The organism is Pseudomonas rhizozeae, from assembly GCF_031583775.1.
In the GTDB taxonomy this organism is placed as follows: Bacteria; Pseudomonadota; Gammaproteobacteria; order Pseudomonadales; family Pseudomonadaceae; genus Aquipseudomonas.
Window position 1 is genome coordinate 64,920 of record NZ_JAVLSB010000018.1, and the last position, 14,512, is coordinate 79,431.

General features: G+C 61.3%; 14 protein-coding genes. 11 read left to right on the top strand and 3 right to left on the bottom strand.

Annotated elements, in window-relative coordinates; translation table 11 throughout:
* Positions 1-5: 5 nt before the first annotated feature.
* The 5 genes from araH to RG836_RS03400 all read left to right on the top strand — a co-directional run bounded on the left by araH (position 6) and on the right by RG836_RS03400 (position 5,584).
* Positions 6-974: an L-arabinose ABC transporter permease AraH gene (araH, locus tag RG836_RS03380; protein ID WP_310843201.1), complete on the top strand. Its 969-nt coding sequence runs from the start codon at positions 6-8 to the stop codon at positions 972-974.
* Between the two features lie 198 nt (positions 975-1,172).
* Positions 1,173-1,886, top strand: a complete 714-nt coding sequence (locus RG836_RS03385; RefSeq protein WP_310843203.1) for a GntR family transcriptional regulator — start codon at positions 1,173-1,175, stop codon at positions 1,884-1,886.
* Complete coding sequence (locus RG836_RS03390; protein WP_310843205.1) at positions 1,883-2,881, top strand: ADP-ribosylglycohydrolase family protein; 999 nt, start codon at positions 1,883-1,885, stop codon at positions 2,879-2,881. Before RG836_RS03385 ends, RG836_RS03390 begins: the two co-directional genes overlap by 4 nt.
* 317 nt (positions 2,882-3,198) lie before the next feature.
* Positions 3,199-4,665, top strand: a complete 1,467-nt coding sequence (locus RG836_RS03395) for a purine-cytosine permease family protein (RefSeq protein ID WP_310843207.1) — start codon at positions 3,199-3,201, stop codon at positions 4,663-4,665.
* Positions 4,658-5,584 carry a PfkB family carbohydrate kinase gene (locus RG836_RS03400; protein WP_310843208.1) on the top strand — a complete coding sequence of 309 codons (927 nt, stop codon included), beginning with the start codon at positions 4,658-4,660 and terminating at the stop codon, positions 5,582-5,584. Before RG836_RS03395 ends, RG836_RS03400 begins: the two co-directional genes overlap by 8 nt.
* Positions 5,585-5,750: 166 nt before the next feature.
* On the opposite strand, the gene RG836_RS03405 is transcribed toward RG836_RS03400, so the two are convergent.
* Both RG836_RS03405 and RG836_RS03410 read right to left on the bottom strand, forming a co-directional pair.
* Complete coding sequence (locus RG836_RS03405; RefSeq protein WP_310843210.1) at positions 5,751-6,005, bottom strand: hypothetical protein; 255 nt, start codon at positions 6,003-6,005, stop codon at positions 5,751-5,753.
* Between the two features lie 44 nt (positions 6,006-6,049).
* Positions 6,050-6,382, bottom strand: a complete 333-nt coding sequence (locus RG836_RS03410; RefSeq protein ID WP_310843211.1) for a hypothetical protein — start codon at positions 6,380-6,382, stop codon at positions 6,050-6,052.
* Positions 6,383-6,573: 191 nt separating this feature from the next.
* Between RG836_RS03410 and RG836_RS03415 the strand changes: the two genes are divergently transcribed.
* From RG836_RS03415 to RG836_RS03440, 6 genes are all read left to right on the top strand, one after another.
* Complete coding sequence (locus RG836_RS03415; protein ID WP_310843212.1) at positions 6,574-7,056, top strand: GNAT family N-acetyltransferase; 483 nt, start codon at positions 6,574-6,576, stop codon at positions 7,054-7,056.
* A gap of 119 nt (positions 7,057-7,175) precedes the next feature.
* A complete protein-coding gene (locus RG836_RS03420; RefSeq protein WP_310843213.1) occupies positions 7,176-8,186 on the top strand; it encodes a 2-dehydro-3-deoxygalactonokinase in 1,011 nt (336 codons plus the stop codon).
* 1 nt (position 8,187) lies between these two features.
* Positions 8,188-8,808, top strand: a complete 621-nt coding sequence (locus tag RG836_RS03425; protein WP_310843216.1) for a 2-dehydro-3-deoxy-6-phosphogalactonate aldolase — start codon at positions 8,188-8,190, stop codon at positions 8,806-8,808.
* Between the two features lie 62 nt (positions 8,809-8,870).
* The gene (gene dgoD, locus RG836_RS03430) at positions 8,871-10,019 is read left to right on the top strand and encodes a galactonate dehydratase (protein ID WP_310843218.1); all 1,149 of its coding nucleotides are present in this window, start codon (positions 8,871-8,873) and stop codon (positions 10,017-10,019) included.
* Between the two features lie 110 nt (positions 10,020-10,129).
* Positions 10,130-11,440: an MFS transporter gene (locus tag RG836_RS03435; RefSeq protein ID WP_310843220.1), complete on the top strand. Its 1,311-nt coding sequence runs from the start codon at positions 10,130-10,132 to the stop codon at positions 11,438-11,440.
* A gap of 60 nt (positions 11,441-11,500) precedes the next feature.
* Positions 11,501-12,304 carry an IclR family transcriptional regulator gene (locus RG836_RS03440; RefSeq protein ID WP_310843222.1) on the top strand — a complete coding sequence of 268 codons (804 nt, stop codon included), beginning with the start codon at positions 11,501-11,503 and terminating at the stop codon, positions 12,302-12,304.
* Between the two features lie 58 nt (positions 12,305-12,362).
* Here the strand turns inward: RG836_RS03440 and RG836_RS03445 are convergent, their stop codons facing one another.
* A complete protein-coding gene (locus RG836_RS03445) occupies positions 12,363-14,027 on the bottom strand; it encodes an electron transfer flavoprotein-ubiquinone oxidoreductase (RefSeq protein ID WP_310843224.1) in 1,665 nt (554 codons plus the stop codon).
* Between the last annotated feature and the right edge of the window lie 485 nt (positions 14,028-14,512).

The window sequence follows — 14,512 nt, forward strand, 5'->3', positions numbered from 1 at the left end:
TGACTATGACAACGCAAAACAATGCCCTGCCGACCCCGCGCAAACCGCTGGACCTGCGCCGGTTCCTCGACGATTGGGTCATGCTGCTGGCCGCCATCGGCATCTTCGTGCTGTGCACCTTGATGATCGACAACTTCCTCTCGCCGCTGAACATGCGCGGCCTGGGCCTGGCGATTTCCACCACCGGCATCGCCGCCTGCACCATGCTTTACTGCCTGGCGTCCGGGCACTTCGACTTGTCGGTGGGTTCGGTCATCGCCTGCGCCGGCGTGGTAGCGGCGGTGGTGATGCGCGACACCAACAGTGTGTTTCTGGGCGTCAGCGCGGCGCTGGCGATGGGTCTGATCGTTGGCCTGATCAATGGCATTGTGATCGCCAAGCTGCGGGTCAATGCGTTGATTACCACGCTGGCGACCATGCAGATCGTCCGTGGCCTGGCCTATATTTTCGCCAACGGCAAAGCGGTTGGCGTGTCCCAGGAGTCGTTCTTTGTGTTCGGCAACGGCCAGCTGTTTGGTGTGCCGGTGCCGATCCTCATCACCATCGTGTGCTTCCTGTTCTTTGGCTGGCTGCTGAACTACACCACCTACGGCCGCAACACCATGGCCATCGGCGGCAACCAGGAAGCGGCGCTGCTGGCGGGGGTCAATGTCGACCGTACCAAGATCATGATCTTCGCCGTGCACGGTGTGGTGGGGGCACTGGCCGGGGTTATCCTCGCGTCGCGCATGACTTCGGGCCAACCGATGATCGGTCAGGGTTTCGAGCTGACGGTAATTTCGGCTTGCGTGCTGGGCGGTGTGTCGCTGAGCGGCGGCATCGGCATGATTCGGCATGTCATCGCCGGGGTACTGATTCTGGCGATCATCGAAAACGCGATGAACCTGAAAAACATCGACACCTTTTATCAGTATGTCATTCGCGGTTCGATCCTGTTGCTGGCCGTGGTGATTGACCGCCTGAAACAGCGCTGACACACCCGCTTTTGTGGCGAGGGAGCTTGCTCCCGCTGGGCTGCGCAGCAGTCCCGAAATCTTTGCTCTGATCAAGGATTTTGCGAGTGCTGCGCACTCGAGCGGGAGCAAGCTCCCTCGCCACAGTTCGTTGTCCTCCTGTCATCTCCCTGAAAAATACCTTGCCCACTCGACCTTGTTTCGGTTATCTCTTTGTACATGATTAGACAGGTACGATTTGACAAGAAACAACGGGTGGTCGACGAACTGATCCGACGCATTGAAAGCGGTCTCATGGAGGACGGCTTTCTGCTGCCGGGCGAGCATCAGTTGGCGCAGGAATTCAAGGTCAGCCGCGGCACGCTGCGTGAAGCCCTGGCCGAGCTGAAGCGGCGCAATTACATCGCCACGCAAAGCGGGGTCGGTTCGATCGTCACGTTCGACGGTATGGTCCTCGACCAGCGCAGCGGTTGGGCGCAAGCCCTGGCCGACAGCGGGGCACTGGTCAATACCGAGGTTCTGCGCCTAGAGGCGGTGACTCGACCGGACCTGATCGCCCGTTTCGGCACCGACCAGTTCATCACTCTTGACCGCCGCCGTCGCGCCAATGACGGCACGCTGGTGTCCCTCGAACGTTCGTTGATGCCCGCCACCGGCGGTCTCGAGAGCCTGCCGCGGGTCGGGCTGATCGATAACTCGCTGACCATCACCCTTGCGGCCTATGGCTACGTCGGCGAGCGCGGCGATCAGTGGATCGGCGCCGAGCCCTTGAATGCCGTCGATGCCGAGTTGCTCGGGCGACCGGAAGGCACGGTGTTCCTCAAGGCGCTGCGCACCACATACGACCGTAATGATCGATTCATGGAACAGGTCGAAAGCCTGCTCGACCCCGTGCACTTTCGCCTGCACCTGCAGTTTGGAGCTTCGAAATGACCGCCCTCGACCGCGCCCTGGGCGCGTTTTATGGTTTGGCCTTGGGCGATGCGCTGGGCATGCCGACGCAATCCCTGAGCCGTGAGCAAATCAAGGCGCGCTTTGGTGAAATCACTGCGCTGGAAGACGCCGGCCCCGATCAGCCAATCGCCGCCAACATGCCCAAAGGCTCGATCACCGACGATACCGAGCAGGCGATCCTGGTCGGCCAGTTGCTGGTGGACGGTAACGGCCGGATCGAACCTTCGGTACTGGCCCAGGCCTTGATCGCCTGGGAAGCCGAGATGCAGGCCAAGGGCTCGCAGGATCTGCTCGGGCCGTCGACCAAACGGGCAATCGAGATGATTCTCGCCGGCCATTCGCCGGAAGAAGCGGGGCGCTACGGCACGACGAATGGCGCGGCCATGCGCATCACGCCAGTAGGCATCGCCGCCGACGTGGCGCAAGCGGACACCTTCATTAATGCCGTAGTGCAAGCCTGCCAAGTCACCCACAACACCACGCTGGGCATCTCCAGTGCGGCGGCGGTGGCGGCGGTGGTCTCGGCCGGGATCAACGGCATGGACCTCGGCGAGGCCCTGAACCTCGGCCAACAGTTTGCGCAACACGCCGAACGCCATGGCCACTGGATCGCCGGTGGCCGCATCGCTTCGCGCATCAGTTGGGCGCGGACCATCAGCGTCGACAGTGACAAAGCCATGCTCGCGGATTTGCTCTACGACGTGATCGGCACTTCGGTGGCGTCGCAGGAATCAGTAGTGGTTTCGTTCGCCCTGGCGCAGCAAGTGGCGATCGGTGAACTGAACGCCTTCGAAGCGCTGTGCATGGCCGCCAGCCTCGGCGGCGACACCGACACCATCGCCGCGATCCTCGGCGCCATGCTCGGGGCCTGCCTGGGGCTGGAGTGCTGGCCGGCAGTGATGATCGAGCAGGTTAAAGCCGTTAATAAACTGGAGCTTGAGCCGTTGGTGCAGGGGCTGTTGGCACTTCGCTAAAGCCACTGAAGCCTTCGCGAGCAGGCTCGCTCCCACAGGTACAGCGCGAGTCTCAGCCGTTGTGGCGAGCGGGCGGCTTGTGGCGAGGGAGCTTGCTCCCGCTGGAGGGCGAAACACTCCTGAAAATTCGTGAGCCGTGAGATGTTTTGGCCCGCTTCGCAGCCCAGCGGCAGCCAGTTCACTCGCCACAATTGATCATCGATACGTTTGAATTTTTCACCCGCAATGGAACGCACACACCTGGCCAGGACGGTCGGGCTATAGAGTCGTTTTCCGTCATTGCCCACAACCACAAAAATGGCAACAGGAGCATTTTCATGAGTTCATCAAACGCCGGGCAGAGCGCCGGGCAACTGGAAACCCGCGGCATCGAGCCGGTGCCGGAAGCGGAGTGCAATGGCCATCCGCTGCAACTGTTCTGGGTCTGGTTCGCGGCCAACATTTCCATCCTCGGCCTGCCGCTGGGCGCCACGCTGGTGGCTTTCCGCGGCCTGGCCATCTGGCAGGCGGTCATCGTCGCCATTCTCGGCGCCGCCGGGTCGTTCGCGGTGGTCGGGATCATCTCGATTGCCGGCCGTCGCGGTCGCGCGCCGAGCCTGACCCTGTCCCGGGCGATCTTCGGCGTGCGCGGCAATATCGGCCCGACGCTGGTCTCGTTGATGTCACGCCTGGGCTGGGAAACCGTCAACACCACCACGGCGGCGTTTGTGCTGCTGTCGCTGTGTTCGATCCTGTTTGGCTCGCCGGTGGAAGCCAAGAGCGCGCCGCTGCTGACCCTGATCTTTATCGCGATCTTCGTCCTGCTGACCTTGGCGGTGTCCGGCCTCGGCCACGCGACGTTGCTGGTGATCCAGAAGTGGGCGACCTACGTGTTCGGCGCGCTGAACATTCTGGTGGGCGGCTTTCTCTGTGCCACCATTGACTGGAGCGCGGTGTTCAACGCTACGCCGGCGCCGCTGAGCGCGATGATCATCGGCGTTGGCACCATGGCTGCCGGCACTGGTATCGGCTGGGCCAATGCTGGTGCCGACATGTCGCGCTACCAGCACCGCAGCGTCAAAGCCGTGCGCCTGGTAGCCTCGGCCGCTTTCGGCGCGGGGATTCCGCTGGTGTTGCTGATCACCCTCGGCGGCTTGCTGTCGGTGGGCAACGACGACTTGGCGCAAGCCACTGACCCGATCATCGCCATCCGCGACATGCTGCCAACGTGGATGGCGGTGCCGTACCTGATCACCGCGTTCGGTGGCTTGCTGCTGTCGAACAATCTGTCGGTGTACTCCGCCGGCCTGACCACGCTGACCCTGGGTTTGAAGGTCAAGCGCGTGTACGCGGTGGTCGTCGACATCGTGGCGATTTTCGCCGGTTCGATTTACTTCATGCTGATCGCCGACAGCTTCTACGGGCCGTTCATCACGTTCATTTCCCTGCTGGCGGTGCCGATCACCGCGTGGGTCGGGATCTTCGTGGTCGACCTGATCCATCGTCATTACTACAGCCCCGCCGACTTGCTGGACGTCAGCCCGAGCAGTGCCTATTGGTACAACGGCGGCGTCGAGTGGCGCGCGTTCGGCGCGTGGGCGGTGGCGATTGTCCTGGGCTTCAGCTTCACCACCATTGGCACCACTGCCGAGAACGTCTGGTTCCAAGGGTTTCTGTCCGACTCCTGGTTGGGCCACAACGGCCTTGGCTGGATCGTCACCTTTCTGGTAGCCGGTGGTTTATATGCGGTGCTGGGCGGCGCCCGTGATCGCCGCGCCGCCAAACTCGAGAACGCTCATGGCTAGATTGCTGCACACCGGCCAAGTGATGATCGATCTGGTCATGGCTGTGGATAAATTGCCGAGTTCCGGCGGCGACGTGCTGGCGCAGTCCGCGAGCTTTGAAGCGGGTGGCGGATTCAACGTGATGGCGGCTGCCGCACGCAACGGTTTGCCCGTGGTCTATCTCGGTCGCCACGGCACCGGACGCTTCGGCGATCTGGCCCGCGAAGCGATGCGCGCCGAGGGCATCCAGATAGGCCTGGGCGACAGCAGCGAACGCGACACCGGTTTGTGCGTGGCGCTCACCGAAGCGACGGCGGAGCGCACCTTCATTTCCTACATCGGTGCCGAAGGCGAACTGAGTGCGTCGGACCTGGGCAGTGTGCCTACGCAAGCGGGCGATTTTGCCTACGTCAGCGGTTACAGTTTGTTGCACGGTGGCAAGGCCCAGGCGTTGGTGGACTGGACGTTGGCGCTGGGGAGTGGAGTCAGTGTGGTGTTCGATCCGGGACCACTGGTGGATTCACCGGATGCGCCGCTGATGCAAGCGCTCCTGCCACGGATTGACGTGTGGACCAGCAACAGTGTCGAGGCTCTGCGTTTCACCGGGACCTCTAATATTGCTGACGCGCTGCAACGCTTGCGGGACATGTTGTCGCCGGACGCGTTGTTGGTCGTGCGCGACGGCCCGAATGGTTGCTGGATTGGCGAAGGCACGGTGACGCAGCAGGTAGCGGGTTTCAACGTGCGTGCGGTCGACAGCAACGGTGCCGGCGATGCGCATGCCGGAGTGTTCGTCGCGGGTTTGGCGCAAGGGTTGCCTGCGCTGCAAGCTGCACGCCGGGCGAATGCCGCAGCGGCGCTGGCAGTAACGCGCTGGGGGCCGGCGACTTCGCCGGGAACGGCTGAGGTGGATGCGTTGATTGAGTTAATGGGCGTCTGAGCGGACGCCTTCGCGAGCAGGCTCCCACAATGGATACGTCACAGAGAACCACCGTGGGAGCCAGCCTGTTTGCGAAAGCCTTCAAATTCAGCAGGAGGCTAAAGCCAATCTGCCCGGCCCTGTATCTGAAAAGTCCGCAGCCCCGCAGGGCTGCGGGATCACTGGCTTACGAATCCAACTTGCGTGCCGCTTCAACGCCCGAGGCGCTGAGTTTGATCGGTAAGTTCAGCGAGTGCTCGCCGGCCTCGTTGCAGGTGACATGCCCGTGCTGGATCAGCCCGCGGTCCTGCAAGTCGGCAAGGGCGTGGGCCACGACCTTTTCACCCCGGTAATTGTCCAGAACCTCCTTGCCCAGGCCGCTCGGATGGGCGTGCAACAGACGGGTCAGGACTTCTTTCTCAAGGTTTTTATCAACGTTCATGGTTACCTCTTCATGGCTGTGGATAGGTGCTGCGGGTGAAACCTTTACTGACTGGCGCCACCACCTTCGGAGCCGGAACCACCGGTAGTGGTTTTAGAGCCGATGCCAGTGCCCGCGTTGTCGGGCGCGGTGGCGTCTGGGGTATTCAAGCCGCCCTGGCGGCCGGCGTCGTTGCCCTGGGTGCGTGGGTCAGTGCCGGTGGCAGGCAACGAATTATTCATGTCGGCGCCGTTACCTGTGCCGGGAGTGCCTTGCAGTGCGGGAGTCTTTGGGCTATCGACCGGGTTGGTCGGGCCGGTGCCAGTGGCCGTGGCGGCGAATGCGAGCGGGGAAATCAGTGTGGCGAGAGCGAGGGCAGTCAATGTGGATTTGATCATGGTGTCGTCTCCGATTATTTGAGTCCTTACCTGATGTTGGTCCGCGCGAATTTTGGATTGGTGCCTGATTGACGACGAACGGTAGCGGGGCGGCTGTAAGCGTTTGTGTCGCCGTCGTGCCGAGAGACAAATGTGACGAGCGCTCATTGGCGCCTTAGTATGGCGTTTTCCTCTGTCGACAAGGCTCGTCCATGACCATCGAAATCCGCCCGGCCACGCCCAGTGACGCGCCGCAAATCCTCGCGTTCGTCACCGAACTGGCCGATTTCGAAAAGGCTCGCCATGAAGTGATTGCCAGCGTTGCCGACATCGAGCGCAGCCTGTTTAACGAAGGGGCGACGGCGCACGGTTTGATCTGCCTGCGCGATGGTTTGCCCATTGGCTTTGCGGTGTTTTTCTTCAGCTATTCGACGTGGCTCGGCAGCAATTGCCTGTACCTCGAAGACCTCTACATCACCCCGTCGCAACGCGGCGGCGGCGCGGGCAAAACCCTGCTTCGCCATCTCGCCAAAATCGCCTGTGCCAATGACTGCGGTCGCTTTGAATGGAGCGTGCTGGAATGGAACACACCGGCCATTGAATTCTACAAATCCCTCGGCGCACAGCCTCAGGAAGAGTGGGTGCGCTATCGCATGGATGGCGCCGTATTGAGGGATTTCGCCGAGGGATGTTGACGGTTCTGTGAGTCGCCTTAATCCCACAATGTGGGAGTGATATTTATATATTGAGATTTTCCCGTTCGCGGGTTTATAGTCCAGCGCACTCACTGCCAATAAACAGAACAGGTGAAGCGATGCTGGCGCAATTGATCGCGCTCGATTGGGGGACAACCTCATTACGTGCTTACAAACTCGGCGATGCGGGACAGGTGCTGGAACAGCGTGCGCTGTCGTCCGGCATCATGCAGTTGCCCAAGACTCCGCGGATGATTGCCGGTCAGCTCTGCGCTGACGGATTTGAACTGGCTTTCGATGAGGCCTGCGGCGACTGGCTCGACGCCCAACCCGGTTTGCCGGTGATTGCCTGTGGCATGGTCGGCAGCGCGCAAGGTTGGCGCGAAGCGGCCTACGTCGACACGCCGGCGGATGTCGCCCATCTCGGAAACTCCCTACAAGTAATGCGCAGCCTGCGCGGTGTGGATGTGCACATCGTGCCGGGGGTGATTCAGCGTTCACGTTTGCCCAATGTCATGCGTGGCGAAGAGACCCAAGTGCTTGGCGTGCTGCAGAGCCTGGCAGGGGAGGCGGGCGCTGACCTGTTGATCGGCCTGCCGGGTAGTCACTCGAAATGGGTGCAAGTCGCCGAGGGCCGGATCCAGCGTTTCGACACCTTCATGACCGGTGAAATCTTCGCCGTGCTCAGCGACCACAGCATTCTTGGCCGCACCCAGCAGCGCAGTGCTTCGTTTGAAGAAGTGGCGTTTGACCGTGGCGTGCAGGTCGCGCTGTCGGCGGACGGCGAGATCGGCCCGCTGTCGACCCTGTTCAGCGCCCGCAGCTTGGGGCTGACCAGCGAACTCAGCGGCAGTGCGCAACCTGACTATCTGTCGGGCCTGTTGATCGGCCACGAACTGTCCGCCCTGGCCGGTGTGCAGCGCCAGCGCCGCCCGGGCGCGGTGCTGCCCTCCATCATTCTGATCGGCAATTCACAACTCTGCGCCCGCTACAGCCGGGCGCTGAAGGCCTGCGGTTTTGCCCGCATCAGCCTCGCCGAACAAGCCACCGAACGTGGCTTGTGGCAACTCGCGGTGGCCGCCGGGCTGCTCGACACCACCCAATTCCGTTCCACCTCACTGGAGGGCTGACATGCTCAAGCAAGCACTGGCACAAAACGGTTTGATCGCGATCCTGCGTGGACTACGTCCGCAGGAAGCGGCGGCCATCGGAGAAGTCCTGTATTCGGCCGGATTTCGCGTCATTGAAGTGCCGCTCAATTCCCCCGAGCCGTACGAAAGTATCCGCATCTTGCGCAGTACCTTGCCCGCCGATTGCCTGATCGGTGCCGGTACGGTGCTGACGCCGGAACAGGTCGAGCAGGTCAAAGCGGCGGGCGGACAGGTGATCGTGATGCCGCACAGCGACGCCAAGGTATTGCGCGCCGCCAAGGCTGCCGGGCTTTACCTGTCACCGGGTGTGGCGACGCCGACCGAAGCCTTCGCCGCCCTGGCCGAAGGCGCCGACGTGCTGAAGATGTTTCCCGCCGAGTCGATGGGCCCGGCGGTGGTGAAGGCCTGGCTCGCGGTGCTGCCGGCCGGGACCATTCTGGCGCCGGTGGGCGGTATCACTCCCGACAACATGCAGGTGTTTATCGACGCCGGCGTAAAAGGCTTCGGCCTCGGCTCCGGGTTGTTTAAACCGGGCATGAGCGTGGACGACGTGGCGGCCAATGCCAAGGCTTATGTCGCGGCCTGGAAGGCCCTGCATTAAGAATGTCTGGCGCCACGGGCGCTGCCTCTAACAAGACTGCATCTACAAAAAGAGAGTACGAGATGAAAATCACTAAACTCACCACCTTCATCGTGCCGCCACGCTGGTGCTTCCTCAAAGTCGAGACCGATGAAGGCGTGACCGGATGGGGCGAGCCCGTGGTCGAGGGCCGTGCCCACACAGTGGCTGCGGCGGTTGAAGAATTGTCCGACTACCTGATCGGCAAAGACCCACGCAACATCGAAGACATCTGGACCGTGCTCTACCGCGGCGGCTTCTACCGTGGCGGCGCCATCCACATGAGCGCGCTGGCCGGTATCGACCAGGCCTTGTGGGACATCAAGGGCAAAGCCCTGGGCGTGTCGGTCAGCGATTTGCTCGGCGGCCAGGTGCGGGACAAGATTCGCGTGTATTCGTGGATTGGTGGTGATCGCCCGGCCGACACTGCGCGTGCCGCGAAAGAAGCGGTGGAGCGGGGCTTTACTGCCGTGAAAATGAACGGCACCGAAGAACTGCAGTTCCTCGACTCCTTCGAGAAAGTCGACCTGGCCCTGGCCAACGTCGCCGCCGTGCGTGATGCGGTTGGCCCGAATGTCGGCATCGGCGTCGACTTCCATGGCCGGGTGCACAAGCCCATGGCCAAGGTACTGATGAAGGAACTCGACCCGTACAAACTGATGTTTATCGAAGAACCAGTGCTCAGTGAAAACTACGAAGCACTGAAGGAACTGGCACCGCTGACCAGCACCCCGATTGCCCTCGGCGAGCGCCTGTTCTCGCGTTGGGACTTCAAACGCGTGTTGAGCGAAGGCTACGTCGACATCATCCAGCCGGATGCGTCCCACGCCGGCGGCATCACCGAAACCCGCAAGATCGCCAACATGGCCGAGGCCTACGACGTGGCGCTGGCGCTGCATTGCCCGCTGGGGCCGATTGCCCTGGCGGCTTGCCTGCAACTGGATGCGGTTTGCTACAACGCGTTTATCCAGGAACAGAGCCTGGGCATTCACTACAACGAGAGCAACGACCTGCTCGACTACGTCAAAGATCCACGGGTATTCGACTACGAAAAAGGCTTCGTGAAGATTCCCAACGGCCCGGGCCTGGGCATCGAGATCAACGAGGAATACGTGATCGAGCGCGCGGCCGTCGGCCACCGCTGGCGCAACCCGATCTGGCGGCATGCCGATGGCAGTTTTGCTGAGTGGTGAGTGCTGTTTGATTCACCCATGAACCCTGTGGGAGCTAGCAAGCCAACTCCCACTGGGTTCAGTGCAAGGCCACAGGCCAACCTCAATAACTATAAATAGAGGCACCTCCCATGCAACCGCAAACCCTCACTGGGCAGGCGTCATTGGTGACGCCCAGCCGCAAGCGATTTTTCATCATGGTGTTGTTGTTTATCACCGTGGTGATCAACTACCTGGACCGTAGCAACCTGTCGATTGCAGCGCCGGCGCTGACCAGCGAATTGGGGATCGATCCGATCCACGTCGGGCTGATTTTCTCCGCCTTCGGCTGGACCTACGCGGCCATGCAGATCCCCGGCGGCTGGCTGGTGGATCGGGTACCGCCACGGATTCTCTACAGCGTCGCACTGCTGCTGTGGTCGCTGGCCACGGTGATGCTCGGTTTCGCGGGCAGCTTCATCGCGCTGTTCGTCCTGCGCATGGCAGTGGGTGCACTGGAAGCGCCGGCCTATCCGATCAACAGCCGTGTGGTGACCACTTGGTTTCCCGAGCGCGAACGTGCCACGGCGATCGGTTTCTACACCTCCGGGCAATTTGTCGGGCTGGCGTTTTTGACGCCGGTGCTGGCCTGGCTGCAGCATCAATATGGGTGGCACATGGTGTTTGTCAGCACCGGTGCGGTGGGCATCCTTTGGGCGGTGATCTGGTACGCGGTGTACCGCGAGCCGCGGGATTTCAAAGGTGCCAACGACGCGGAAATCGAACTGATCCGCGACGGCGGCGGGCTGGTGGATATCCAGGCCGAGCAGGCCAAGGTCAAAGCCAAATTCAGCTGGATCGACCTCGGTATCGTGCTGAGCAAACGCAAACTGTGGGGCATCTACCTCGGCCAGTTCTGCCTCAACTCGACCCTGTGGTTTTTTCTGACGTGGTTCCCGACCTACCTGGTGAAATACCGCGGCATGGACTTCATCAAGTCCGGCTTGCTGGCGTCGCTGCCGTTCCTCGCCGCGTTTATCGGCGTGCTGTGCTCGGGGTTCTTTTCCGACTTCCTGATTCGTCGCGGCTACAGCGTGGGCTTCGCCCGCAAGCTGCCGATCATTGGCGGGTTGTTGATTTCCACCTCGATCATTGGCGCCAACTTCGTCGAATCGACGCCGCTGGTGATTGCCTTCCTGGCCCTGGCGTTCTTCGGCAATGGCCTGGCGTCGATCACCTGGTCGCTGGTGTCGACCCTGGCCCCGGCGCGTTTGCTTGGGCTGACCGGCGGGGTGTTTAACTTCATCGGCAACCTGTCGGCGATTGCCACGCCGATTGTCATCGGCTTCCTCGCCACCGGTGAGTCGTTTGCGCCGGCGATTACCTACATCTCGGTTCTGGCGTTGCTAGGGGCGCTGTCCTACATCTTGCTGGTCGGCAAGGTGGAACGCATCGAGTTGTAGTCGCTGCCGTCGGGCGACCATAATGCCGCCCGTTCACTCGCTCAACGGTAAAGGCTGGATATGCAGGAAGACGCCCCAAAAACCGCAAAGGACGCCGCACCCACTGGCACTCAGACGCTGTTACGCGGCCTGGGTGTGGTGCAAGCGGTGGCCAGTGGCGCCCGCGACCTCAAGGAAATCGCCCGGCTGATCGGCACCACGCGCAGCACCACGCACCGGCTCGCCAGTTGCCTGGTGGACGAGCGCTATCTGCGGGTGGTGCCGCAAGTCGGCTACCTGCTGGGGCCGAAGCTGATCGAGCTGGGTTTCCAGGCCCGCGAAGAGTTGCCGCTGGTGACCCTGGCCGGACCGTACCTGGACGAGTTGTCGGCACTGACTGGCGACACCATCCACCTGGCGATCCGCGAAGGCGACGAAGTGCTGTACCTGCACAAGAACCCCGGGCGCAACGGTCCGGAGATGCGTTCGCGGGTCGGCCATCGCATGCCGCTGGCGCGCACCGGGATCGGCAAGGCGTTGATGCTCGATGACAGTCAGCAGGATTGGCAGCGGCTGTATGAAATCAGCCTGCCTGCCGGTGGGAAAAATCAGTTCTGGCCGCTGCACCCGGAGCAATCCTGGGAGCAGTTTCGCGAGCGCATGGTCGAGTACGTGGCTGGCGGTTATGCCTTTGACCTGGAGGACAACGAACCGTCGATCCGCTGCGTGGCGGCGCCGATTCGCGATGCAAGCAAACGCATCGTTGCCGGCATCAGCATCGCCAGCACCGTGCCCTATATGCCGCTGGAAAAAATGGCCGAGCTGATTCCGCTGATTAAAGGCGTGACGGAGCGGTTGTCGGCGGAGTTGGGATTAAAGGTCTGAACATTGCGCAATAAAAAAGGCTCCCAACCGGGAGCCTTTTTTCATTCAGCGAAACGTCTTACATGTTCGGGTAAGTCGGCCCACCGGCACCTTCGGGTGCGACCCATGTGATGTTCTGCGAAGGGTCCTTGATGTCACAGGTCTTGCAGTGCACGCAGTTCTGGGCGTTGATCTGGAAGCGCTTCTCGCCGTCTTCCTTGGTCACCACCTCGTACACGCCAGCCGGGCAGTAGCGCTGGGCCGGTTCATCGTACAACGGCAGGTTCTTGCCAATCGGAATGCTCGGGTCGGTCAGCTTCAAGTGGCACGGTTGTTCTTCCTCGTGGTTGGTACCGGAGATGAATACCGAGCTGAGTTTGTCGAAGCTGATTTTGCCGTCGGGTTTCGGGTAGTCGATCTTCTTGCAGTCGGCGGCGAGCTTCAGGCAGGCGTAATCCGGCTTGTTGTCGTGCAGGGTAAACGGCAGTTTGCCGCCGAAGATGTTCTGGTCGAGCCAGTTGAAACCGCCGCCGACAATGGCGCCGAACTTGTGGATCGCCGGGCCGAAGTTGCGGCTGGCGAACAATTCGTCGTGCAGCCAGCTCTTCTTGAACGCGTCGACGTATGTCGTCAGTTCCTCGGTGCCGTCCTTGTCCGCGAACAGGGCATCGGCCACCGCGTCGGCGGCGAGCATGCCGGACTTCATCGCGGTGTGGCTGCCTTTGATCTTGGCGAAGTTCAGGGTGCCGAGGTCGCAACCGATCAACGCGCCGCCCTTGAAGACCATCTTCGGCAGGGAGTTCAGGCCACCCTTGCAGATCGCGCGCGCGCCGTAGCTGATGCGCTTGCCACCCTCGAGGTATTGCTTGAGCACCGGGTGATGCTTGAGGCGTTGGAATTCATCGAACGGCGACAGGAAGGTGTTGCTGTAGGAAAGATCGACAATCAGACCGACCACAACCTGGTTGTTTTCCAGGTGATAGAGGAAGGAGCCGCCGGTGTTCTCGGTGCCCATGATGTCCATCGGCCAACCGGCAGTGTGTACCACCAGACCTGGCTGATGCTTGGCCGGATCGACTTCCCAGATTTCTTTCAGGCCGATGCCGTAGTGCTGGGCGTCGGCCTCGCTGTCGAGGTTGAAGCGCTTGATCAACTGTTTGCCGATGTGGCCACGGCAGCCTTCGGCGAACAGCGTGTATTTGCCGCGCAGTTCCATGCCTGGGGTGTACAGGCCGTCTTTCGGCTGGCCTTCGCGGTCGACACCGAGGTCGCCGGTGATGATCCCGCGGACCACGCCATTCTCGTCGAACAGCGCTTCCTGGGCGGCGAAGCCCGGGTAGATTTCGACGCCGAGGTTTTCCGCCTGCTGTGCGAGCCAGCGGCACAGGTTGCCGAGGGAGATAATGTAGTTGCCTTCGTTGTGCATGGTCTTGGGCACAAAGAAGTCAGGGATTTTCTGGGCACTGTCGGCATTCTTCAGGACGAAGATGTCGTCGCGGGTCACTGGCGTGTTCAGCGGCGCGCCGAGTTCTTTCCAGTCCGGGAACAATTCGTTCAGGGCGCGGGGTTCGAAGATTGCGCCGGAAAGAATGTGAGCACCGACTTCGGAGCCTTTTTCGACCACGCAGACGCTGATTTCCTTACCGGCTTCGGCGGCCTTCTGCTTCAAACGGCAGGCGGCGGACAGGCCAGCGGGGCCGGCACCGACGATGACCACGTCGAATTCCATGTATTCGCGTTCCACAGGCTATCTCCTACTCAGGGCTCAACAGTTCTTTTCTAATTGGAGGTTTGGCGTTGCATCCGTTATTTCCTTCGAAAACACGCAAAGGAGACAATGGATGACCCACCTTTCTCTCTAGGTGGCGCATTATATCTACACCACTGTCAGCGTCCAATACAAACGTTTGTTTGAATCGGCTCCAAGCCAGACAAATCAAAGTTACGCGGCTTATGACTGGCCATTTTGCCGTATTGACCGGAATAGGCGTTCCGGTCAAGATACGGTCGGTTTTGCGCTCGCCGTAGGCTGACTGCAGGTTTCAAGAGCACCTCTAAAGACAGGGCGAAGGCCATACAAGGTAATGCGTCGCGCGGTTATGGCGCGCAGTTTACACGCCACGATAATGAATGACTCGTCAGTCACCACTGATGAACGGTCATTACCCCCGTGAGCAGCGGTTACCTGTTGATTAAATGCCAGCGTTTTCAGAGGTGCCCTTGGCCCGA